The organism is Microbacterium sp. A84 (assembly GCF_051842815.1).
Classification (GTDB): Bacteria; Actinomycetota; Actinomycetes; order Actinomycetales; family Microbacteriaceae; genus Microbacterium.
Window position 1 is genome coordinate 143,609 of record NZ_JBPXMS010000001.1, and the last position, 22,061, is coordinate 165,669.

Annotated in this window: 20 protein-coding genes and 1 tRNA gene; 10 read left to right on the plus strand and 11 right to left on the minus strand. The window is 64.1% G+C overall.

The features are described 5' to 3' along the window. The first annotated feature begins 201 nt into the window (after positions 1 to 201). Entirely contained in the window at positions 202 to 1,950 is a 1,749-nt protein-coding gene (leuA, locus tag ACSU04_RS00730) for a 2-isopropylmalate synthase (RefSeq protein ID WP_439288122.1), read from the plus strand. Positions 1,951 to 1,960: 10 nt separating this feature from the next. On the opposite strand, the gene ACSU04_RS00735 is transcribed toward leuA, so the two are convergent. Next, entirely contained in the window at positions 1,961 to 2,647 is a 687-nt protein-coding gene (locus tag ACSU04_RS00735; RefSeq protein WP_439288123.1) for a trimeric intracellular cation channel family protein, read from the minus strand. A gap of 36 nt (positions 2,648 to 2,683) precedes the next feature. On the opposite strand from ACSU04_RS00735, the gene recO reads away from it, so the two are divergent. Together recO and ACSU04_RS00745 are read left to right on the plus strand one after the other, a co-directional pair. Next, complete coding sequence (gene recO, locus ACSU04_RS00740; RefSeq protein WP_439288124.1) at positions 2,684 to 3,427, plus strand: DNA repair protein RecO; 744 nt, start codon at positions 2,684 to 2,686, stop codon at positions 3,425 to 3,427. Next, positions 3,424 to 4,221, plus strand: coding sequence for an isoprenyl transferase (locus ACSU04_RS00745; protein ID WP_439288125.1), 798 nt, complete (start codon positions 3,424 to 3,426; stop codon positions 4,219 to 4,221). The genes recO and ACSU04_RS00745 overlap by 4 nt, the downstream gene beginning before the upstream one ends. Here the strand turns inward: ACSU04_RS00745 and ACSU04_RS00750 are convergent. Next, positions 4,167 to 4,772, minus strand: a complete 606-nt coding sequence (locus tag ACSU04_RS00750; protein ID WP_439288126.1) for an AAA family ATPase — start codon at positions 4,770 to 4,772, stop codon at positions 4,167 to 4,169. The two genes, ACSU04_RS00745 and ACSU04_RS00750, sit on opposite strands and share 55 nt — an antisense overlap. A 52-nt stretch (positions 4,773 to 4,824) precedes the next feature. Here ACSU04_RS00750 and ACSU04_RS00755 point away from each other — a divergent pair, with 52 nt between their 5' ends. Then, on the plus strand, positions 4,825 to 5,526 hold the full coding sequence (locus tag ACSU04_RS00755) for a DsbA family oxidoreductase (protein WP_439277980.1): 702 nt from the start codon (positions 4,825 to 4,827) through the stop codon (positions 5,524 to 5,526). Between the two features lie 10 nt (positions 5,527 to 5,536). Here the strand turns inward: ACSU04_RS00755 and ACSU04_RS00760 are convergent, their stop codons facing one another. After that, a complete protein-coding gene (locus ACSU04_RS00760; protein WP_439288127.1) occupies positions 5,537 to 6,031 on the minus strand; it encodes a glutathione peroxidase in 495 nt (164 codons plus the stop codon). A gap of 61 nt (positions 6,032 to 6,092) precedes the next feature. Here ACSU04_RS00760 and dusB point away from each other — a divergent pair, with 61 nt between their 5' ends. The 5 genes from dusB (at position 6,093) to ACSU04_RS00785 (ending at position 11,444) form a co-directional block, all read left to right on the plus strand. Beyond that, positions 6,093 to 7,247, plus strand: coding sequence for a tRNA dihydrouridine synthase DusB (dusB, locus tag ACSU04_RS00765; protein WP_439288128.1), 1,155 nt, complete (start codon positions 6,093 to 6,095; stop codon positions 7,245 to 7,247). Continuing rightward, the gene (locus ACSU04_RS00770) at positions 7,240 to 8,604 is read left to right on the plus strand and encodes a deoxyguanosinetriphosphate triphosphohydrolase (protein ID WP_439288129.1); all 1,365 of its coding nucleotides are present in this window, start codon (positions 7,240 to 7,242) and stop codon (positions 8,602 to 8,604) included. Before dusB ends, ACSU04_RS00770 begins: the two co-directional genes overlap by 8 nt. Beyond that, positions 8,604 to 10,463 carry a DNA primase gene (gene dnaG, locus ACSU04_RS00775; protein WP_439288130.1) on the plus strand — a complete coding sequence of 620 codons (1,860 nt, stop codon included), beginning with the start codon at positions 8,604 to 8,606 and terminating at the stop codon, positions 10,461 to 10,463. Before ACSU04_RS00770 ends, dnaG begins: the two co-directional genes overlap by 1 nt. Positions 10,464 to 10,500: 37 nt before the next feature. Next, positions 10,501 to 11,277, plus strand: coding sequence for an ATP-binding cassette domain-containing protein (locus tag ACSU04_RS00780; RefSeq protein WP_439277985.1), 777 nt, complete (start codon positions 10,501 to 10,503; stop codon positions 11,275 to 11,277). A 94-nt stretch (positions 11,278 to 11,371) separates the two neighbouring features. Then, positions 11,372 to 11,444, plus strand: a tRNA-Asn gene (locus tag ACSU04_RS00785). Between the two features lie 121 nt (positions 11,445 to 11,565). On the opposite strand, the gene ACSU04_RS00790 is transcribed toward ACSU04_RS00785, so the two are convergent. Both ACSU04_RS00790 and def read right to left on the minus strand, forming a co-directional pair. Continuing rightward, positions 11,566 to 12,096, minus strand: coding sequence for a septum formation family protein (locus ACSU04_RS00790; RefSeq protein WP_439277986.1), 531 nt, complete (start codon positions 12,094 to 12,096; stop codon positions 11,566 to 11,568). Positions 12,097 to 12,222: 126 nt separating this feature from the next. Continuing rightward, positions 12,223 to 12,789 (minus strand): peptide deformylase, encoded by a 567-nt coding sequence (def, locus tag ACSU04_RS00795; protein ID WP_439277987.1) that lies wholly within the window; start codon positions 12,787 to 12,789, stop codon positions 12,223 to 12,225. A 62-nt stretch (positions 12,790 to 12,851) separates the two neighbouring features. Between def and ACSU04_RS00800 the strand changes: the two genes are divergently transcribed. After that, the gene (locus ACSU04_RS00800; RefSeq protein WP_439289395.1) at positions 12,852 to 13,874 is read left to right on the plus strand and encodes a DMT family transporter; all 1,023 of its coding nucleotides are present in this window, start codon (positions 12,852 to 12,854) and stop codon (positions 13,872 to 13,874) included. On the opposite strand, the gene pgl is transcribed toward ACSU04_RS00800, so the two are convergent. The 6 genes from pgl to tkt are packed head-to-tail and all read right to left on the minus strand — an operon-like array spanning position 13,868 to position 21,971. Next, positions 13,868 to 14,647 (minus strand): 6-phosphogluconolactonase, encoded by a 780-nt coding sequence (pgl, locus tag ACSU04_RS00805; protein WP_439277988.1) that lies wholly within the window; start codon positions 14,645 to 14,647, stop codon positions 13,868 to 13,870. The genes ACSU04_RS00800 and pgl overlap by 7 nt on opposite strands. A gap of 5 nt (positions 14,648 to 14,652) precedes the next feature. After that, on the minus strand, positions 14,653 to 15,588 hold the full coding sequence (locus ACSU04_RS00810) for a glucose-6-phosphate dehydrogenase assembly protein OpcA (RefSeq protein ID WP_439288131.1): 936 nt from the start codon (positions 15,586 to 15,588) through the stop codon (positions 14,653 to 14,655). Further along, on the minus strand, positions 15,585 to 17,132 hold the full coding sequence (zwf, locus tag ACSU04_RS00815; RefSeq protein ID WP_439288132.1) for a glucose-6-phosphate dehydrogenase: 1,548 nt from the start codon (positions 17,130 to 17,132) through the stop codon (positions 15,585 to 15,587). The genes ACSU04_RS00810 and zwf overlap by 4 nt, the downstream gene beginning before the upstream one ends. Positions 17,133 to 17,155: 23 nt before the next feature. After that, positions 17,156 to 18,763 carry a glucose-6-phosphate isomerase gene (locus ACSU04_RS00820; RefSeq protein WP_439288133.1) on the minus strand — a complete coding sequence of 536 codons (1,608 nt, stop codon included), beginning with the start codon at positions 18,761 to 18,763 and terminating at the stop codon, positions 17,156 to 17,158. Beyond that, positions 18,760 to 19,872 carry a transaldolase gene (tal, locus tag ACSU04_RS00825; protein ID WP_439288134.1) on the minus strand — a complete coding sequence of 371 codons (1,113 nt, stop codon included), beginning with the start codon at positions 19,870 to 19,872 and terminating at the stop codon, positions 18,760 to 18,762. Before tal ends, ACSU04_RS00820 begins: the two co-directional genes overlap by 4 nt. After that, complete coding sequence (gene tkt, locus ACSU04_RS00830) at positions 19,869 to 21,971, minus strand: transketolase (protein ID WP_439288135.1); 2,103 nt, start codon at positions 21,969 to 21,971, stop codon at positions 19,869 to 19,871. The genes tal and tkt overlap by 4 nt, the downstream gene beginning before the upstream one ends. Positions 21,972 to 22,061: the final 90 nt, after the last annotated feature.

Below are 22,061 nucleotides of genomic sequence, written 5' to 3' on the forward strand. Positions count from 1 at the left end.
GATCGTCTCAACCACCGTTCGGACGAGCAGTCCGAGGCATCCGTGATTTGGCGGGAGGCATATGTGCGGGTGTACGCTGGGGCCATGCATTTCGGCGGTCTGCTTCTTCTTAGTTGCCGCGACGAGTCCTAACAGCTAGGGCCTCTCTCGTCGCGGCGCTTGTGTTGGCCTGACCATTTAGACGAAGAGAAGAAGCCCATCATGCAGAACTCCCAGCGCCCGTCCACGATGCCGATCCACAAGTATCGGCCGTACCACGAGCAGTTCTCGGTCGATCTTCCCGATCGCACCTGGCCGTCCAACCGCATCACCGAAGCGCCGCGCTGGTGCGCGGTCGACCTGCGTGATGGAAACCAGGCGCTCATCGACCCGATGTCGCCCGAGCGCAAGCGCGTCATGTTCCAGTTGCTCGTGGACATGGGGTACAAGGAGATCGAGGTCGGATTCCCGTCCGCGAGTCAGACCGACTTCGACTTCGTACGTCAGCTGATCGAAGAGAACCTCATCCCGGACGATGTGACCATCCAGGTGCTGACTCAGGCACGCGAGCACCTCATCGAGCGCACCTACGAGTCGATCGCCGGTGCCAAGCAGGCCATCGTGCACCTGTACAACTCGACCAGCATCCTGCAGCGCGACGTCGTCTTCCGCACCGACAAGCAGGGCATCATCGACCTCGCCCTCGAAGGCGCGCGCCTGTGCCGCGAGTACGAGAAGCGCGTTCCTGAGACGCAGGTTTTCTACGAGTACTCGCCGGAGAGCTACACCGGCACCGAGCTCGAGTTCGCCCTCGACATCTGCAACCAGGTGATCGAGATCTTCGAGCCGACGCCGGAACGAAAAGTCATCATCAACCTGCCGGCCACGGTGGAGATGGCATCGCCGAACGTCTATGCCGACTCGATCGAGTGGATGAGCCGCCGGCTTGCACATCGCGAGAACATCATCCTGTCGCTGCACCCGCACAACGACCGCGGTACCGCGATCGCGGCCGCAGAGCTCGGCTACATGGCCGGCGCCGACCGCATCGAGGGATGCCTGTTCGGCAACGGTGAGCGCACCGGCAACGTCGACATCGTCGCGCTGGGCATCAACATGTTCACACAGGGAATCGATCCGCAGATTGACTTCAGCGACATCGACCAGGTCAAGCGCACTGTCGAGTACTGCAACCAGCTGCCCGTTCCGGAGCGCAGCCCGTGGGCCGGTGACCTCGTATTCACCGCGTTCAGCGGCTCGCACCAGGATGCGATCAAGAAGGGCTTCGAAGCGATGGCCGCCACGGCTGAGGCTGAGGGCAAGACCGTCGATGACATCGAATGGGCAGTTCCTTACCTGCCCATCGACCCGAAGGACCTTGGCCGTTCCTACGAGGCTGTCATCCGCGTGAACTCGCAGTCCGGCAAGGGCGGCGTTGCCTACCTGCTGAAGACCGACCACGCGATCGATCTGCCGCGCAAGCTCCAGATCGAGTTCTCCGGCGTCGTGCAGTCCAAGACCGACAGCGAGGGCGGCGAGGTCACCAGCGACCAGATCTGGTCGATCTTCAACGACGAGTATCTGCCAGCCGATGTTGACGAGGCCAAGTGGGGTCGGTTCGAGCTTCTCGCCACGCAGACCCGCAGCGATATGTCGGGCGAGGTCGTTCTCGATGTCACTCTCCGTGACGAAGAGGTGCAGCTCGCCGTTGCTGGAGCGGGCAACGGTCCGGTCGCCGCGTTCGTCGAGGTGCTGCGCGCGCAGGGCTTTGACATCACGGTGTACGACTACGTCGAGCACGCGCTCAGCTCTGGTGGCGACGCGCAGGCCGCGGCATACGTCGAGCTGCAGGTGGGCGACCAGCGGCTGTGGGGCGTCGGCATCGACAGCGACATCTCGACCGCAAGCCTGAAGGCGATCGTGTCCGGCGTGAACCGCTCGATCCGCACGCGCGAGCTCGCTGCGGTCTAAGCGAGCAGGCTCAGGGCTTCACGATCGGGATCGCGCCCGTCTCTGCCGCCACTCTGCGGCGGTAGAGGCGGCGCTGTTCCGGCAGCGACAGGTCGAAGATCACAGCCAGCACACGGATCACAGCCGTCACGATCAGCCCGATCACGCTGGCGAGCGTGATGCCGACACCGAACGAGTGCACCGTCACGATCACCGTGCAGCCGAGAGCCGCGGCGACGGCGTACAGCGACCCGACATGCATGATCGCGACGGGCAGCCCCATGATCACGTCGCGCAGGATGCTGCCGCCCACGGCGGCGCACACTCCGATGAAGACTGCGGGCACTTCCGGAACACCCAGTCCGAGTGCCTTGCTGGTGCCAAACGCGCCGAACATACCGATGACCACGGCATCGAGACCCACGATGACCGCGTTCGCACGGTTGAGAAGACCGGCCAACAACATGCCGAAGAGAGCGGCACCGGCGGCGGTGATGAGATACCAGTTGTTCTGCAACGTCGCCGGTGGTTGCCCGAGCAGCAGATCGCGGATGAGACCACCACCCATGCCGATCAGGATGCCGATGATCGCGACACCGAGCAGATCGAGGCGCCGCTGTCCCTGGAATCCGGAAGCGAACATCGCACCCTGGATACCGCCGAGGCCAACGCCGAGCAGGTCCGCCCAGAGCGGAATGGTGAAGAGCGGTTCGGTCACACATCTATTCTGACCTGCGCAGAGGATAATCGAGGGGTGCCCACCTATCGAGATGAAGCGGTGATCCTGCGCACTCACAAACTCGGTGAGGCAGATCGCATCGTCACCATGCTCTCTCGGCGCAACGGCAAGATCCGCGCCGTCGCAAAGGGCGTGCGGCGCACCTCGTCGAAGTTCGGCTCGCGGCTCGAGCCCTTCATGGTCGCCGACGTGCAGCTCTATCAGGGACGCTCGCTCGACATCGTGCAGCAGGCGGAGTCTCTCGGTGCCTACGGGAGTGAGATTGCGGCACACTACGACCGCTACACATCTGCGAACGCCATGGTCGAGACGGCGGATCGCTTGAGCGATGCCGAGGCCACGCCCGAGCAGTATCTGCTGCTGGTCGGGGGGCTGCGCGCACTCTCCCGTGGTGAGCACGCTCCGCGCAGCATCCTGGATTCCTACCTGCTGCGTGTGATGGCGCTGTCAGGGTGGGCGCCTTCACTGAAAGACTGCGCCCGATGCGCAACTCCTGGCCCACACCGCAACTTCATCGGCCAGCTCGGCGGGATGGTGTGCGTGAACTGCGCGCCGGCCGGCAGCCCCAAGATTTCGGAGTCGACGCTGCAGCTGATGCGGTCGCTGATGCGCGGCGAGTGGGATGCCGTGGATGCCGCAGCTCACTCCGACACCGCAGCCAGCTCTGGGCTCATCTCCGCGTATGTGCAGTTCCATCTGGAACGCGGCATCCGCTCGCTTGCTCACATCTCCGACTCGCCTCGAGAGGGAAGCCGTTGACTCCGAAGCCGTACACGCACAAGGATGCCGTCGCGTATCGTCCGCTGGCCTGGACGGGCATCCATCCTCCTGCATTTCCCAAGGTGCCGGAGCACGTGGCAATCGTCATGGATGGCAATGGTCGCTGGGCGAACCGCCGCGGGCTCAGCCGCATCGAGGGTCATAAGGCCGGGGAAGAGGTGCTGCTCGATGTCGTGGCCGGCGCCATCCAGGCCGGTGTCAAACACCTGAGCGTGTACGCCTTCTCGACGGAGAACTGGGCGCGATCGCCCGAAGAGGTGCGGTTCCTGATGGGCTACAACCGTGATGTGCTGCATCGGCGCCGCGACCAGCTCAACGAGTGGGGTGTGCGGGTGCGCTGGGCTGGCCGCAAGCCGCGACTGTGGGGCTCGGTGATCAAGGAGCTGCAGCATGCCGAGAAGCTGACGGCGGGCAACGATGTGCTGACGCTGACGATGTGCGTCAACTACGGCGGCCGGGTCGAACTCGTCGATGCGATGCGTCACATCGCGGGAGAGGTTGCTGCGGGGAAGATCAAGCCGAATGCGATCACCGAGAAGATGATCCGTCGCAATCTTTACGTACCGGACATGCCCGACGTCGATCTGTTCCTACGCAGCTCGGGGGAGCAGCGCACCTCGAACTTCCTGCTGTGGCAGTCGGCCTACGCCGAGATGGTGTTCCTCGACACGCTCTGGCCCGACTTCTCGCGCGAGGAACTCTGGCGCGCGATCGAGGTTTACGTATCGCGGGATCGCCGCTTCGGTGGTGCGGTCGATGTGCCGGACGCCTGAGCACGCAGCCACCGCTCCGTCTCGCGGGGATGCCGCAGTCGCACGATCGTCAGCTGCGGGAATTCTGCCTCGATGTGCGGCATCCGCTCGGCCCACTTATTGCGCGTGCGTTTCTGCCAGTCGAGGATGTTTTCGTCGCCTCGAACCCACAACGCCTGCCACAGGTTCAGTTCGACGTTCCCGTTCCACAGCTTTGTACGCAAGATTCGGCGCTTCATCGTGCGGCGGATCAGTCTGCGCCGAACGAGCGGATACGGATAGTCCATCCAGACGAGCACATCCGCGCGCACCGGCAGGATCTTGTCGGTGCCTTTGCCGGTGTACTGCCACTCGGTGACCCACCGGTCCGTCGCGGCGAACGCGCGGACGTCGTCGAGGAACTCCGGCCGCGGCGTCCATTTCGGCCCATGGTGCAGGGCATCCAGCTCGTGATGCACAAGGCCACAGAGCGTAGCGATCCGGCTCGCGAGCGTCGTCTTGCCCGCTCCGGTGACCCCTGCGATCAGCACACGATGCGGCACGAGGGGCAGTGGGTCATCGGCGGTAAGCACTCGAAGATGCTATCAACGGAATACTCGGGGCTTTGCGTCGGTTCCCCCTGATGTGAGCAAACCTATTTCAATTGACATCTGGTCCGACATCGCCTGCCCCTGGTGCTACATCGGCAAGCGCAATCTTGAGACAGGCCTCAACGCCATCGCAGGCGATGCAGATGCCCCCGAGGTCACCGTCACCTTCCATTCCTTCGAACTCGCACCTGACACTCCCGTCGATTTCGAAGGCGACGAGATCGACTTCCTTTCCGGACATAAGGGCATGCCGCGTGAGCAGGTCGTGCAGATGCTCGACAACGTCACGAACGTCGCCAAGAACGCCGGTCTCGAATACCGCTTCGACCTGCTCAAGCACACCAACACCATCAAGGCGCACGAGCTTCTCCACCATGCCAAGGCAGAGGGGCGCCAGCTCGAGATGGAAGAGCGTCTGATGTCGGCGTACTTCATCGAGGGCAAGCATGTCGGCCGGGTCGATGACCTTGTCGAACTCGCCGTTGAGGTTGGCTTGGATGCTGACGCCGCTCGCGACGCCTTGAACAACGACAAGTACGTGCCCGCCGTCCGCCAGGATCAGGCGCAGGCACAGGCGTACGGCATCCAGGGCGTGCCGTTCTTCGTCATCGACGGACAGTACGGCATCTCAGGCGCTCAGCCTCCGGAGACGTTTGAGAACGTGCTGCGCGACCTCTGGGCCAAGCGCGGCGAGTCAGCAGACGATGTCGCGGTCGTAGAAGAAACGGCCGTCTAGCGAGGGCGCTCTAGCGAGTCAGGGCGCCCTCGATCGCTTCGACGATCTCGGGGGCGTCCGGCTTCTGCTTCGGGCGGAAGCGCTTCACGGAGCCGTCCGGTAGCACCAGGAACTTCTCGAAGTTCCACTCCACCCGGCCGGACTTACCACCGGCATCTGATGTCTGCTTCAACGCCTTGTAAAGGTCAGCGGCCTTCTTGCCGTTGACCTTGACCTTGTCGTTGATCGGGAAGCTCACGCCGTACGTCGTCGAGCAGAACTCCAGAATCTGCTCGATCGAACCAGGTTCCTGCCCCATGAACTGATTACTCGGGAAGCCGACCACACTGAAGCCGCGTTCGCCATAGGTGCGCTGCAGCTGTTCGAGCTGCTCGTACTGCGGCGTGAGGCCACATTTCGACGCGACGTTGACGACGAGCAGTACATCAGCACCGAAGTCGTTGAGGGTCTTCTCAACTCCCTGGGCATCCGTGAACGGGATCTGGCGCAGCGCGGAATCGGTCATATCCACAGCCTATGTCGCGTTGAGGCGCCGGAGGCCGGGAGGGTGGGAGAATGGAGGGGATATGACTATGGCTCCTGCTCCCGCGCGCGCGTTGCGCATCGGCCCGATCGACCTCGACGTGCCCGTCGTCCTTGCCCCCATGGCGGGGATCACGAACACGGCATTCCGACGCCTGTGCCGTGAATACGGTGCCGGCCTCTACGTCAGCGAGATGATCACCTCGCGTGCGCTGGTCGAGCGCAACGAGACCACCATGCGTCTCATCCAGCATCACGAGAGTGAGACGCCGCGGTCGATCCAGCTGTACGGCGTCGACCCGAAGACGATTGCCGATGCCGTCCGCATCATCGTCGCGGAAGATCACGCTGACCATATCGACCTGAATTTCGGATGCCCCGTACCCAAGGTCACCCGAAAGGGCGGGGGAGCGGCGCTGCCCTGGAAGACCACACTCTTCGCCGACATCGTCGCACAGGCGGTGAAAGCAGCCGGTGACATCCCGCTCACCGTCAAGATGCGCAAGGGCATCGACCCCGATCACCTCACCTTCATTGACGCGGGGCGTGCCGCAGAGGATGCCGGCGCCGCAGCTGTCGCGCTGCACGCGCGCACGGCGAACGAGTTCTACTCCGGTCACGCCGACTGGAATGCGATCGGCGAGTTGAAGCAGGCTGTCACCAGCATCCCGGTGCTCGGCAACGGCGATATCTGGTCGGGCGCTGACGCTGTGCAGATGATGGCGCAGACAGACTGCGACGGGGTCGTCGTCGGTCGCGGTTGCCTGGGTCGCCCCTGGCTGTTCGGAGAATTGGCTGAGGCATTCGGCGCGGAGTCTCGTCCGGTCGATGCCACTCTCGGCTTCGTCGCGAACGCGTTCCGTCGTCACGCCGAGCTTCTCGTCGAGTTCCTCGGCGACGAATCTCACGGATGCCGCGATATTCGCAAACACGTCGCCTGGTACTTCAAAGGCTATCCAGTCGGTGGCGACGTGCGCACCGGCCTTGCCACCGCACAGAGCCTTGCGCACATCGACGATCTGCTGGGTCAGCTCGACCACGACGCGCCATACCCCGGTGAGGATGCCGAGGGTCAGCGCGGGCGTTCCGGTCGTCCGAAGCGGACAGCACTGCCGGACAAGTGGCTGGAATCGCGCGAGGTCGCGGCAGACGCCAGCGAGATGCTGCGCGGTGCGGAGATCGAGAACAGCGGTGGTTAAAGTTCTGGACGGATACGAGCCGCGCGACACCGAGCGCTTCGTCGCAGAGACTCATCGTTCTGAGCGCGACGGATTCGCCCGAGACAGGGCGCGTGTGCTGCACTCCGCCGCTCTGAGGCGACTGGCCGCCAAGACCCAGGTGCTGAGCCCTGCGAGCACGGCAGATTTCGCCCGCAACCGTCTGACGCACTCGCTTGAGGTCGCACAGGTCGGCCGTGAGCTGGCTGTCGAGCTCGGCGTCTCGGCCGATGTCGTAGACACCGCCTGCCTCAGTCACGACCTCGGACATCCGCCGTTCGGGCACAACGGCGAGCGCGCCCTCAACGATTGGGCGGAGCCTATCGGCGGTTTCGAGGGCAATGCGCAGTCGCTGCGCATCCTCACCCGCCTCGAGGCGAAGGCGCTCGATGAGAACGATCATTCGGTCGGGCTCAACCTCACGCGGGCGAGCCTGGATGCCACCTGCAAATACCCCTGGACGATTGACAATCCTGTTCCTGACCCCGGGGGTCGGCTGAAGTTCGGCGTCTATCCCGATGACGAGCCGGTCTTCCGATGGATGCGCGAAGGCACCCCCGGCCGACTGCGCTGCATCGAAGCGGAGATCATGGATCTCTCGGATGACATCGGGTACTCGGTGCACGACTTCGAGGATGCCATCGTCAACGGTTACCTCGATGTCGCCCAGCTCTCCGACCCCGCGGAACATCATGCGCTGGTCGGTCGCATCCAGCAGTGGGTCGGGTACGACTTCACTCGAGAAGAGCTCGCTGATGCGCTGTATCGGCTGACACGTCAGCCGATGTGGCTGAAGTCGTTTGACCGCTCACGTCGTGACCTTGCCCGGCTCAAGAACCTCACAAGTGACTTGATCGGCCGCTTCGCGCGTGCCTCGGTCAGCGCGACTCGTGAGGCATATCGAGGGCCATCTCTTGCCCGGTACAACGCGCACGTCGTCGTGCCGCGCGTCGTCGAGACAGAGATTGCCGTACTCAAGGGAATCATGGGCCAGGCTATCGTCACCATCGAAGCGCGCAAGGGCGTCTACAAGGAGCAACGTCGAGTGTTGAAGCGGCTCGCCGATTCGCTCTGGTCGACCGATGCCCTGTGGACAGCCGGCGCTGACGTTCTCGAGCCGGCCTTCGCCGCTGACTTCGTGGCAGCGTCCACCGACGCGCAGCGAGCCAGGGTCGTGGTCGATCAGATTGCGAGTCTCACCGATCAGACTGCGCTGGACTGGCACAGCAGGCTCGTCGGCGACATCGACCCGGCCGAGGTAGGTATCTGGACGCCGCGCACTGCCCGCACTGCTGCCGGTGCGCACCTGCCGACCCGATTGGTCGAGGGGGCTCACTGATGGCGCGGATCCTTCAAGCAGACGTCGATGAGGTCAAATCTCGCACGAACATCGCCGATATCGTCGGTGAGCGCGTTGCGTTGAAGTCGGCCGGTGTCGGATCCCTCAAGGGCCTGTGCCCCTTCCACGACGAGAAGAGCCCGAGCTTCCACGTGCGGCCGCAGGTGGGTTACTACCATTGCTTCGGCTGCAGCGAATCGGGGGATGTGTACTCATTCCTGCGTGAGATGGACCATGTCAGCTTCACCGAAGCGGTGGAGAAGCTCGCAGGCCGCATCGGCTACACGCTGCACTACGAAGACGGCGGTGCCGCACCAGAAAACAGTGGCCGCAGCCGTCTCTACGCGGCGAATACTGCGGCGGCGGAGTTCTTCCGTGGCCAACTGCTCAGCACAGAGGCAGAGACGGGGCGCCGGTTCCTCGGGGAGCGAGGCTTCGATGCCGGTGCGGCAGCGCACTTCGGTGTCGGCTTCGCTCCTCGCGGCTGGGACGGGATGCTCAAGGCGCTCACCACGCAGGGGTTCACCCGTGACGAACTGCTGGCGGCGGGACTCGTATCGCAGGGGCAGCGGGGCGTATACGACCGCTTCCGAGGCCGTCTGGTGTGGCCCATTAGAGATGTCACCGGTCAGACGATCGGCTTCGGTGCGCGAAAGCTGTTCGATGACGATCAGGGCCCGAAATATCTGAACACCCCGGAGACGCCGATTTACAAGAAGGCGCAGGTACTCTACGGGCTCGACCTCGCCAAGCGCGACATCTCACGCGGTGACCCGAGGCGCGCGGTGATCGTCGAGGGCTACACCGACGTCATGGCATGTCACCTCGCGGGCATCACGACCGCAGTCGCCACCTGTGGCACGGCATTCGGTTCTGAGCACGTCAAGGTGCTGCGCCGTGTGATGGGTGACGATTCCGCCGCGGGCGAGGTGGTGTTCACTTTTGACGGGGATGAGGCAGGGCAGAAGGCAGCGCTGCGCGCCTTCACGGAGGACGATCGCTTCAATGCGCAGACTTTCGTCGCCGTCGCCCCCAATGGGCTCGATCCCTGTGACCTGCGCCTGCAGCGTGGGGATGCCGCCGTGCGCTCTCTCATGGACACCAAGGTGCCGATGTTCGAGTTCGCGATCGACCGCAAGCTTGCGGGATTCGACCTGGCCACGGTAGAAGGCCAGGTAGGGGCGTTACGCGCTGCTGCCCCTATCGTCGCGGAGATTCGTGACCGGCTGCTGCGGCCTGGTTATGAGCGGGTACTCGCTCGCCGACTCGGCATGGATCCCACCGAGGTGCGCGCTGAAGTTGAGCGTGCAGCGCGCGGGCAGAGCCATGCGCCGGCGCGACGAGAGCCGGCATCACAGACACAGGCAGGGGCGGATTCGTCAGAGATTGCTCCGGTGACATTGTCGAGCCTGCCGCGCACGGCGGATATCGCGATGGAACGGGGCGCGCTCATGGGCGCGCTGCAGTACGGCCACCAAGTTGATCAGGTGATGCTCTCGCGCGCGCTGGAGGTGCCGTTCCGGCATCCTGCTCTCGAAGCGGTACGCGAAGTCGTGATCGCGGTCGCGGATCGCACCCGCGTCGGCTGGGCGATGGATGCGGTGAACGCGGTGCGCGAGCCATACCGCTCTCTCGCCGGTGAGTTGCTCATGACGCCGTTCCCCGCGCGCGATGAGGCCGGTGCTGTCGCATCGACCGCAGATCTCGGGCGGCGTATGATTCTGCGCAATCTGGAACGCGAGAAGAACGAGCTCCTCGGGGCTGTGCAGCGAGTGTCTGCTGATTCCGATGGAGGACGTGCCCTGCGCATGAAACTTCGTGATCTCGACATCGAGCGTCAGCGCTTCACCGAGTCGTAACGGCCCGGTATACCGAATTCGGGAGAGGATGGAGCCTATGTCTGGCCGGTCTCCTTCTCCGCACGCAATCGACTGTTCCGATCTCGTCATTGATCGGATGGGTCGCGGGTTGGCGACGCGCGCGGTCGATGGGGTGACCTTCGAGCTCGCTCCCGGCGAACTCATCTGCGTCGCCGGGCCCACAGGCTCTGGCAAATCGACGCTGGTCGCCGCCCTTGCAGGTTCCACTGACCCGTCAGTGCGCATCGTTGGCGGGCATGCACAGGTATGCGGTGTGAATGTGCGCAAGCCTGGTCGAAGGCACCGTGAACTGACCTACCTCACCGGATTCATTCCCCAAGGTGCTGGCGCAGATCTTTCGCCGACGCTGACGGTCAGCGAGGTGATCTCCGAACCGATCGTGATCCGGGAGAAGCGAGTCAACACCAAGGCTCTCGCGATCCGGGTTGCGACACTGCTCGACGAGATGCACCTTCCGCTGGGTACTGCAGCGAAGTTTCCGTACGAGCTCAGCGCCGGGATGCGTCAGCGCGTCGCGATCGCGCGTGCGTTCGTGCTGGAGCCGCGCGTACTCATCGCAGATGAGCCGCTCGCTAACCTCGATCTGGAGGTGCGCCCGGTTGTGTTCGATGCGATCACCAGGCGTCGCAAAGAAGAGGGTATGGGCGCTCTGCTCGTGACGAACGATGCCGCGTTCATCCGTGAACTGAACGCCGAAACGCTCATGTTGAAGGGCGGACACGTCGTCGCTCGCGGCGTGGGCAAAGACCTGCTCTGGGTACCGAATGCCGAGGCTGATTCGCGGGTTCGGTGAAGCGCGTGACGACACGCCCGAGGGCTTCGACGATGTCACAAGCACGCTGTGGAGTTTGCTAAGATCGTAGAGTTGCCTCGGCGACGACGCATGATCCCCGATAGCTCAATTGGCAGAGCAGCCGACTGTTAATCGGCAGGTTATTGGTTCGAGTCCAATTCGGGGAGCAGAACGCAGAAGGCCCCGTCATCACGACGGGGCCTTCTGCGTACTCGCCGCCCTGTGATCTGCGCAACAAAGAAGAGACCCCGCCGAATGGCGAAGTCTCTTCTTCAACGAGCGGCTGGATCAGCGCGCAGCGCCTGCAAGGGAGCCGGTGACATCGAGCTGTGCCTGGCCTGTTGCGTCAGCGGGATCCGGTTCGTAGATCACGCACTGCACCATGCGGTCGTCCGCCTGCGTCCAGGTTTCTTCAGTGGGAGTCAGCCACCAGAAGTCGAGGGCGGATTCGTAGTAGTCGAACCCGACGAAGTCGTTGAATGCCGGGACGCACTGGGCTTCGACCTCGGCGGTGATCTCGTCTTCGCTAGGCAGGTCGCCTTCTGCAAGCGCGAACTCGAAGAACACCTCATCCGCGTGCGGTTCAGTGCACGGCACGACATCGGCATCGGAGATCTCGCCGTCTGTGTCGCTGGCGGGCATGCAGTCGCCGACCTTCAGCGCGAAGATGCCGATTGTCGACTCCTCGGTGACGTTCCCCTCGTCGTCGCGCTGGGCGTCTCCGCCGCCGAGGATGCCGCTCAGCGCGCTGCATCCGGTCAGTGCGAGGCTTAACGCGACAGCCGTGCCGGCAAAGGCCAGCGCGCTACGTGTGCGCATTCTCATATTCTGTGTCCCCTCCAAGGATGGTTAGTCGGTCGAGGATGAATACCTCGCCCAGGGAACGCTACTTCAGTGCGAATCTATGCCGCAACTTTGAAATTTCAATCGAAAAGCTGTACGCACTTAGCTTTCCAGATCGTCGACGCCAGGCATCCAACTTGAACCAGGACGTCCCCATTTCTGCTTGCGTGCGATCTTCTGCACCGTCTTCCAATCGCCGTCGGAAAGTCGGTCCACGTAGAGGATGCCGTCGAGGTGATCGAATTCATGCTGCATGATGCGCGCGCGCCATCCGTCGACCTCGATGCGCACCGGCTCGCCGTCCAGATTGAGGCCTGTCACGAGCACGCGCTCGGCGCGGCGCAGCGGGAAGCGCTCACCGGGGAAGGAGAGACATCCCTCGGATTCTTCGTCGGGATCAGGCGCTCCAGGCTCGGGCGGCGACATCCACAGCACGGGGTTGATCAGCACGCCACGCCACGGCTGGTCATCATCGTCGGGGTAAGAGTACGTGTAGATGCGCAACGGCACGCCCACCTGCGGGGCAGCGAGGCCCACGCCGGGAGCGGTATCCATGGTCTCGTACATGTCGGCGACAAGAGTGCGGATCTCATCGTCGATCTCTTCGACCAGGGATGCGGGGGAATGCAGGACAGGATCGCCCATGATGCGAATCGGAAGAACAGCCACGCCATAACCCTACTGTGAGCACAGCGCCCGGTAGGGTTTTAGGTGTGAGCGTGAGCGTGTGGATGACAGCGGCTGATGTCGGCGACCAGCTCGTCGGTGCGTTTGAGAACCCGGGCCTGCTCCTTGGCATCCCGCTGGCTCTTGCGGGTGCGGTGTTCATGTCGTTCGGCGCGCAATATCAGTACCGGGGCGTCGCGAAGGTCGAGCGTCTCAGCGGCGCTGCCGGTACGACCGGTCTCAGCGTCGGGCAGCTCAAGCACCTGCTGACTCGCCCCTCCTGGCTCATCGGCACGCTGATGCTGGGGCTGGCGATCGTCTGCCAACTCGCTGCGCTGTCCGTCGCGCCATTGATGGTCGTGCAGCCGCTGGGCGCCATCGCGCTGGTGATCACGACTCTGCTGAACGCCCACATTTCGGGACACACTCCCACAAAGAAATCCCTCATCGCCATCGGCGCCTGCGTGGGCGGCATCTTCATCTTCGTCTTCTTCGCGGCGATCTTCGCCACAGAGCAGGACATCGCCGATCGCGAGCTCTTCACGATTCTCGCGATCCTCCTTGTCGTGATCATCGTGCTCGGCGGATGCTGGCTGATCCTCCGCCACCGCATGCGGGCGCTCTTCTACGTCGTCGGCGCCGGCATCCTGTACGGATTCGTGGCGACGTTGGCGAAGGCCGTCATCAAGCGTGTGCAGGCAGGTGAGTTCGACTGGGTCACCCTGGTGTGCGTGATCGCACTCGTCGCCGCATCCGCGGTGGGCGCCTACTTCGTGCAGACCGCGTACAGCTCCGGGCCGCCCGATCTCGTCATCGCAGGGCTCACCGTCGTCGATCCGATGGTGGCCGTCCTGATCGGGATGCTCGTACTCGGCGAAGCTGCAGCGGCGCCAGGCTGGGCACTGATCTGCTTCGGTATCGCCGGCGCGATCGCAATCTGGGGCGTTGTCAGCCTCGCTCGCTACCACCCGCAGGTGCTCAGCGAGAGCCAGGATCTCGGAATTCCCCGGGGGAGCGGCGATTCTGCGCAGGCGCCAGAATCATCGACTGACAGTTACGGCCCCGGCGTCGAACGCAGCGATCAGTAAGCCTGGTCGATGAGGTCCTCGGAGACCTCAGAGGTCGCAGCCTCATCCACGAAGAAGATGGTGCGCTTGCGCCCCTTGGCGCCCGCAGCGGGCACGCTGGTGTAGCTCGCGCCCGCGAGAGCAAGACCGAGTGCAGAGGCCTTGTCGGCACCCGTGAGTACCAGCCAGACGCGCTTGGACGAGTTGATCACCGGACGAGTGAGCGTCACACGCTCTGCCGGTGGCTTGGGCGAGTCGCGCACAGGTAGCGTCGCGGCAACCGTCTCGGTGACTTCCGAACGATCAGGAAACAGCGACGCGATGTGACCGTCGGGTCCGACGCCAAGGAAACACACCGCGAATGACGGCCATGCGTGCTCATCCGTACCGAACTTTGCCAGCTCAGCGGCATATGCGTCGGAAGCCTCGTCGAGGGTCAGGCCGCTGTCTGCGGCTGCGACCTCGTGAATATTCTCGGCCGGCAGCTCGATGTGATCCAGCAGCGCCGCGCGCGACTGCAGCGCATTGCGATCCGCATCGTCAGCGGCGACGAACCGCTCGTCACCCCACCAGAAATGCACGAGCGACCAGTCGATCTTGCTCGTCTTCGGGTGCTCCGCCACTGCACGCAGAACCGCGCCACCCATCGAACCGCCGGTGAGAGCGATATGCGCGATTCGACCGTTCTTCGTGCGCGCTTTGACTCGGGTGAGGAATCGGTCTGCCACTCGTGTTGCGAGGGCAGCGGGGGTCGGCTCGACGACGACCAGCTTCTCAGCGGATGATGACTGCATGCCGTTCACTCTCCAGTCTCGGGCGGACCCAGCTTCTCCCAGCCCTCGGTAATCACTCGACCGTACAGGACGTCGGGGTCGAGGCGCCGGAGCTCCTCCGCCAGGCACTCGCGCAGGGTGCGACGAGGAAGATGCAACTCATGATCAGGCTGGCCCGGCTGTGTGAGCACCGCCACGCTGGTCTCCGGTCGCTCCAGCAGAATGTCGCCGCTGGCGCGTGTCAGACGCACCGACTTGATGCCGGCTTCCCAATGTCCTGGGTTCTCATACGTCCACGTCACCGGCACCTTGAGTGAAAGCCGCAGCCATGCGGCCAGCAGAGCGGTTGACGGCGATGCTGCGGCACCGTGCACCTCAACAGCGGTAACCGGCTCATAGGGAGGCTGATCGAGCACTGCCGCGAGCTGCTCGCGCCAATGCGTGAGACGCGTCCAGGCAAGATCAGTGTCGCCCGGGGCATGCGTCTTGCCGAGCAGTGCTAGTCGATCGCGCACATCGGGAGTGGTCGCGGCATCCGTGATCCGGCGCTGCGCAATGCGACCCAGCGGCGAGGCTGCCGGATCGATCGGTGCTTCCTCAGGCCACCATGCAACGACGGGCGCATCCGGCAACAGCAATCCGGTGACGAGGCTTTCTTCGTTGCTGGCGGCGGCGCCGTAGGCACGCAGGACAACGACTTCGCTCGCGCCAGCATCCCCGCCGACGCGGATCTGCGCGTCGAGGTGAGAGGGCCCCTCGCCTGTGGTCAGCACGATGACCCGCATCGGATGCTCGCGAGAAGCGTCATTGGCCGCGTCGATTGCGGCTTCGGCCACACCGTTACGCGCCGAGATGATGAGCGTCAGCACACGGCCGAGGGCGACAGCGCCGCCCTCTTCGCGCACCTTGACGAGATGCTTGCCGACCTGGCTGACGGTCGTGTCGGGAAGGTCAATGATCACGGTCGTCTCCAGACTCGTCCGTCGCGGGCAAGAAGGGCGTCAGCGGATGCCGGACCCCAGGATCCTGGGGCGTACTGCTCCAGGGGGCCGCCCTGAGCAGCCCAGTATTTCTCCACAGGGTCGAGAATCTTCCAACTCAGCTCCACCTCTTCATGGCGGGGGAAGAGTGGCGGGTCACCGAGGAGCACATCGAGAATGAGTCGCTCATAGGCCTCGGGGCTCGCTTCGGTGAATGCGTGGCCATAACCGAAGTCCATGGTCACGTCGCGCACGTTGGTGCCCGCCCCAGGAACCTTCGAGCCGAAGCGGATCGTGACGCCCTCATCCGGCTGCACACGGATGACAAGCGCATTCTGCCCGAGCTCCGATGCGTTGCTTCGGCCGAACAGATGTTCTGGCGCGCGGTTGAACACCACGGCGATCTCGGTCACCCGACGCCCCAGGCGCTTGCCGCTGCGCAGGTAGAAGGGCACGCCCGCCCATCGACGGTTCGCGATCTCCAACTTGATGGCTGCATATGTCTCGGTGACGGAGTCAGGGTTCATACCGTCTTCGCCGAGGAAGCTGTCGACCTCCTGGCCGCCCTGCCAGCCGCCGGCATATTGCCCGCGGGCGGTGGCCAGGGAGAGATCGTCAGGCAGCTTCACGGCTGCGAGCACTTTCTCCTTCTCGGAGCGCAGGTGCTCGGCGGAGACGCTGATGGGCTCCTCCATTGCGGTGAGCGCGAGGAGCTGAAGAAGATGATTCTGGATCACATCACGCGCCGCGCCGATGCCGTCGTAGTACCCAGCACGTCCACCAACGCCAATGTCTTCAGCCATGGTGATCTGCACGTGGTCGACGTAGTTGCGATTCCAGAGCGGCTCATACAGCTCGTTCGCGAAGCGCAGAGCAAGAATGTTCTGCACTGTCTCTTTGCCGAGGTAATGATCGATGCGGAAGATCGAGTCCGCAGGGAATGCCACTTCCAGCGCCTGGTTCAGCGCCCGAGCAGAGTCCAGGTCGTGACCGAACGGCTTCTCGATCACCACCCGACGCCACTGGTCCTCACCGCGCTCCTCGCCGACGAGTCCAGAAGCCTTCAGCTGCTTGGTGACAAGCGGAAACGACTTCGGCGGGATCGACAGGTAGTACGCGTGGTTGCCCATCGTGCCACGTTCGATATCGAGCTTTTCGACCGTCTCGCGGAGCTTCGCGAATGACTCGGGGTTGTCGAACTCACCGGAGACGAAGCGGATGCCCTGCAGCAGCTGCTGCCAGGTTTCCTCGCGGAACTCAGTGCGTGCGTGCTCCTTCACCGCTTCATAGACGACCTGGGCGAAGTCCTGGTCCTTCCAATCGCGACGGGCGAAGCCGACCAGCGCGAACCCAGGAGGCAGCAGCCCCCGGTTCGCGAGGTCATACACCGCTGGCATGAGCTTCTTACGAGAAAGGTCTCCAGTCACACCGAAGATCACCAACGCGCTGGGACCTGCGATGCGATTGAGGCGACGGTCGTCGGGGTCGCGCAGCGGGTTATGGCTGCGTGATACGGGAGCGGTCATCGGCGGGGGAATCTCCTACGAATTTACTTCTGGGCGGCTTCGAACAGAGCGAGTACGTCGGCTGAGTCGTCTGTGATCGTGAGCGACACGACCGGACGACCATGCTCGGCGAGTACGCCGGCGTCGCCGGCGGCCTGTGCCTGGATGAGCTGACCGAAGGTGAAGGGGCGCTCGGGGATCTCCAGATCCACGTCGGTGCGCTCTAGGATCTGCAGGAACACACCCTGCGCGGGTCCACCCTTGTGGTATTGACCGGTGGAGTGCAGGAAACGCGGGCCCCACCCGAACGTGGTGGGACGACCGGAGTCGGCTGCGACCAGCTCGCGAAGGCCCAGCAGCTGTGGCAGTTCGAGGCGGTTGACATATGCCTGGATCGAAACGTAGCCGTCTTCCGGCAGCTGTGCCCACAGGGCATCCAACACTGCCTCGATGTTGCCCGATGCGGCCAGTGCCGGATCGGACACCCGAACCTCGATGCCGTTTTCCACGAATGCTGGCGCGGTCGGCTCTGGACGAGCATCCAGCAGACCGCGAGTGGCGATCTTGGCCGATTCGACGTCAGGCTGGTCAAAGGGGTTGATTCCGAGTAGATGACCCGCGATCACGGTGGCATATTCCCAGACCAGCAGGCTCGCGCCGAGCGAGCCGCTGACGAGGATCTCACCCTGGTGACGCTCGCGCAGGTGGAACTCGTTCGCGTCGTCGACCAGGCGCACGATCTGCAGGTCGGCAGGAACGTTCTCGACCTCGGGAGAGACGGGAAGCAAGACGACCGGAAGGATGCCGGTGCCGTCCTTGCCAGTGGATTCTGCGATGAGCTGCTCGATCCAGTCCGGCAGGCCCTTGATATGCGTGCCATCCGTGATCAGGCCGAGCTTGTCCCGACGCGGGGTGGTGGCTGCGATCGCAGCGCCGAGCCGCAATGCGGGGTTGTCTGCCCGATCTACTGCCACCTGCAGGAGGGTCGCCTCAGCCTCATTGAGAAGCTCGGCGATGTCGACACCGGCGAGTCCGGAGGGCACCAGTCCGAACGCTGTCAGCGCGGAGTACCGGCCGCCGACGTTCGGGTCGGCGTTGAAGACGCGGTAACCGCCCTCACGAGCGGCGACATCGAGCGGCGAGCCGGGATCGGTCACCACGACGATGCGCTCGTTCGGGTCGATACCGAGGTCACGGAAAGCCGCCTCGAACGTGCGCTTCGCCGAATCAGTCTCGACGGTGGAACCTGACTTGGACGACACGACAAGAACAGTGTCAGCAACGCCCTCATCGAGCGCTGCCAGCACCTGTCCGGGCGCCGTCGAGTCGAGGATCGTGAGCGGGACGCCAGCGGTCTGGGCGATGACCTCCGGAGCGAGCGAAGAGCCGCCCATGCCGGCGAGGACCACACGAGTCACGCCCTTGGCATGCAGTTCGTCCCGCAGCGCGATGATCTCGGCGACCAGCGGGCGGGAGACCGAGACGGCCTCGACCCAGCCGAGTCGCTTCGACGCTTCTTCTTCCGCGGCTTCGCCCCAGAGCGTGGCGTCGAACCCGGTGATGCGTGAGGCGATGAGATCGCCGACCAGGCGAGGTACGACCTCATCGATCGCAACCTTCGCCGCTCCTGAGGCGTGGATCGAGAAGGTCATCGCTGGGCCTCGAGGCCCTTGGCAACCTGTGCCAGCAGATCGTGCCAGGAATCGATGAACTTCGCGACGCCTTCGTCCTCGAGAACCTGGGTGACATCGGCGAAGTCGATGCCGACCTCAGCAAGACCAGCGAAGACTGCACGTGCCGCCTCATAGCCACCAGTGATGGTGTCGCCGGTGATGACGCCGTGGTCGAAGGTTGCCTCGAGGGTCTTCTCCGGCATCGTGTTGACGACGCCCGGCGCAACGAGTTCCGTCACGTAGAGGGTGTCGGGCAACGCGGGGTCCTTCACGCCGGTCGAAGCCCACAGCGGACGCTGCAGGTTCGCGCCAGCATCCAGAAGCGCCTTGGCGCGGTCACCGGCGAACGTCTGCTCGAACAGCTCGTAGGCGAGGCGCGCGTTTGCGAGTCCGGCCTTGCTCTTGAGAGCGAGAGCCTGATCGGTGCCGATGGTCTCGAGACGCTTGTCGGTCTCGGTGTCGACGCGCGAGACGAAGAACGAGGCGACGGACTGGATCGTCGACAGGTCGACGCCAGCGGCCTTGGCCGTCTCCAAACCCGTGAGGTACGCGTCGATGACTCCGGCGTAGCGCTCCAGGCTGAAGATCAGGGTGACGTTGACGCTGATACCAGCGCCGATCGTCTCGGCGATCGCGGGCAGACCCGCCTTGGTAGCGGGGATCTTCACGAGCAGGTTCGGGCGGTCGATCTTTGCCCACAGCTCCTTGGCCTGTGCCACGGTGCCGTCGGTGTCGTGCGCGAGGTCAGGGGAGACCTCGATGGAGACGCGACCGTCGACGTGACCGGATGCTTCCCACACGGGGCGGAAGACATCGAGCGCTGCGCCGACGTCCTGCGTGGTGGCTGCGAATACCGCTTCCACAGCAGTGGCACCGGACGCGGCGAGCTCTGCGACCTGCGCGTCATATGACGTGTCATCCGCGTTGGTGATCGCGTTCGCGAAGATCGTCGGGTTCGTCGTGACGCCGGTGACGTTACGGGACTCGATCAGCTCTGCGATGTTGCCAGAGCTGATTCGGGTGCGGGAGAGATCATCGAGCCAGATGCTGACGCCGGCGTCGTGAAGCTGAGAAGTGGGGGTGCTCATGCGTTCTCCTTGATTGTCTCGCGTGCCGCCTCGACGACGGCTTCGGCGGTGATGCCGAACTGCTGGAAAAGAGTCTTGTAGTCGGCGGATGCACCGAAGTGGTCGATCGCGACGGAACGGCCGTGGGTGCCGACGATGCCGTGCCAGGTGAGGGATGATCCTGCCTCGACCGAAACGCGGGCAGTGACAGCTGCCGGAAGTACCGACTCGCGGTACGTGGCATCCTGCTCGTCGAACCACTCCAGTGACGGGGCCGAGACGACGCGGGCGTTGATGCCCTCGCCTGCCAGCGTCTCGCGTGCGGCGACGGCAAGCTGCACCTCGGAGCCGGTCGCAATGAGGATGACGTCAGGGGTGCCGTTCGGAGCCTCAGCGAGCACGTAGGCGCCCTTGGAGGTGTTGCTCGCGGACGCGAAGACGTCACCGGAGGCTGCGTCGTCGCCGCGCTCGAACACCGGAACGTTCTGACGCGTCAGTGCGATGCCGGCCGGACCGCCGTTGCGGCGCAGCAGTTCGAGCCACGCGGCAGAGGTCTCGTTGGCATCGGCCGGGCGCACCACCGTGAAGTTCGGGATCGCACGCAGAGTCGCGAGCTGCTCGATCGGCTGGTGGGTCGGACCGTCTTCGCCGAGTGCAACGGAGTCGTGCGTCCAGACGTAGATGCTCGGAATGTTCATGAGCGCCGCGAGACGTACGGCGGGGCGCATGTAGTCGCTGAAGATCAGGAATGTTCCGCCGAAAGCGCGGGTCGGACCGTGCAGCACGATGCCGTTGATAATCGCGCCCATAGCGTGCTCGCGGATGCCGAAGTGCAGGACGCGTCCGTACGGGTTGCCAGACCACTCGTGCGTAGACCACTGGGTCGGGACGAACGACGATGCGTTCTTGATGGTCGTGAGGTTCGATTCGGCGAGATCGGCGGAACCACCCCAGAGTTCGGGCATTTCCGCGGCCAGCGCGTTGATGACCTGACCCGATGCTGCTCGTGTGGAGACATCCTTGCCGGCCTCGAATACTGGCAGAGCCGCATCGATGTCGGCGGGCAGCTCGTGAGCCTCAAGCCGGTCGAGCAGTGTCTTGCGCTCCGGGTTCGCAGCAGCCCAGGCGTCGAAGGACGTCTGCCAGGCAGCGCGCTCTTCGGCCGAGCGGGCCGCGAGGGCGCGGGTGTGCTCGATGACATCGTCGGCGACAGCGAAGTGCTGCTCAGGGTCGAAGCCCAACACCTTCTTCGTCGCGGCGAGCTCATCGGCGCCGAGCGCAGATCCATGGATCTTGCCGGAGTTCTGCTTGCCGGGCGACGGCCAGCCGATGATGGTCTTGAGGATGATCAGCGACGGCTTGGAGGCCTCGCCCTTGGCAGCCTCGATTGCCGCGTTCAGCTCGGCGACGTCTTCGACGTATTCGCCGGTCTTCTTCCAATCGACGGTGATGACCTGCCAGCCGTAGGCCTCGTAGCGAGCCGCCACATCTTCGGTGAAGGCGATGTCCGTGTCGTCTTCGATCGAGATCTGGTTCGAGTCGTAGATCGCGATCAGGTTACCCAGCTGCTGGTGTCCGGCGAGGGACCCTGCTTCGCTGGTCACACCCTCCTGAAGGTCTCCATCACCGGCGACGACGTAGACGAAGTGGTCGAACGGGCTCGTACCCGCCGCTGCCTCCGGGTCGAACAAGCCACGCTCGTAGCGGGCGGCGTAGGCGAAGCCCACGGCAGAGGCGAGGCCCTGGCCGAGAGGGCCGGTGGTGATCTCGACGCCCTTGGTGTGGCCGTACTCCGGGTGTCCAGGAGTCAGTGACCCCCAGGTGCGCAGCGCCTTGAGATCGTCGAGCTCGAGGCCGAAGCCGCCCAGGTAAAGCTGCACGTACTGCGTGAGTGAGGAGTGGCCGACCGAAAGGATGAAACGGTCGCGACCCAGCCAATCGGTATCCGTCGGGTCGTGGCGCAGCACCTGCTGGTAGAGCAAATAAGCGACCGGAGCGAGACTCATCGCTGTGCCGGGGTGGCCGTTGCCGACCTTCTCTACGGCATCCGCCGCAAGAAGTCGCGCGGTGTCAACCGCACGTCGATCGATCTCAGCCCACTGGAATTCCGTCACGGTCATGCCCTTTCAAACAACTTCGAGGGCGCCCGAATTCCCCTGGCGCCTCCGCATCGTCACGGATAGGTGCACAGCGCCGGGCGCGCGAGTGGT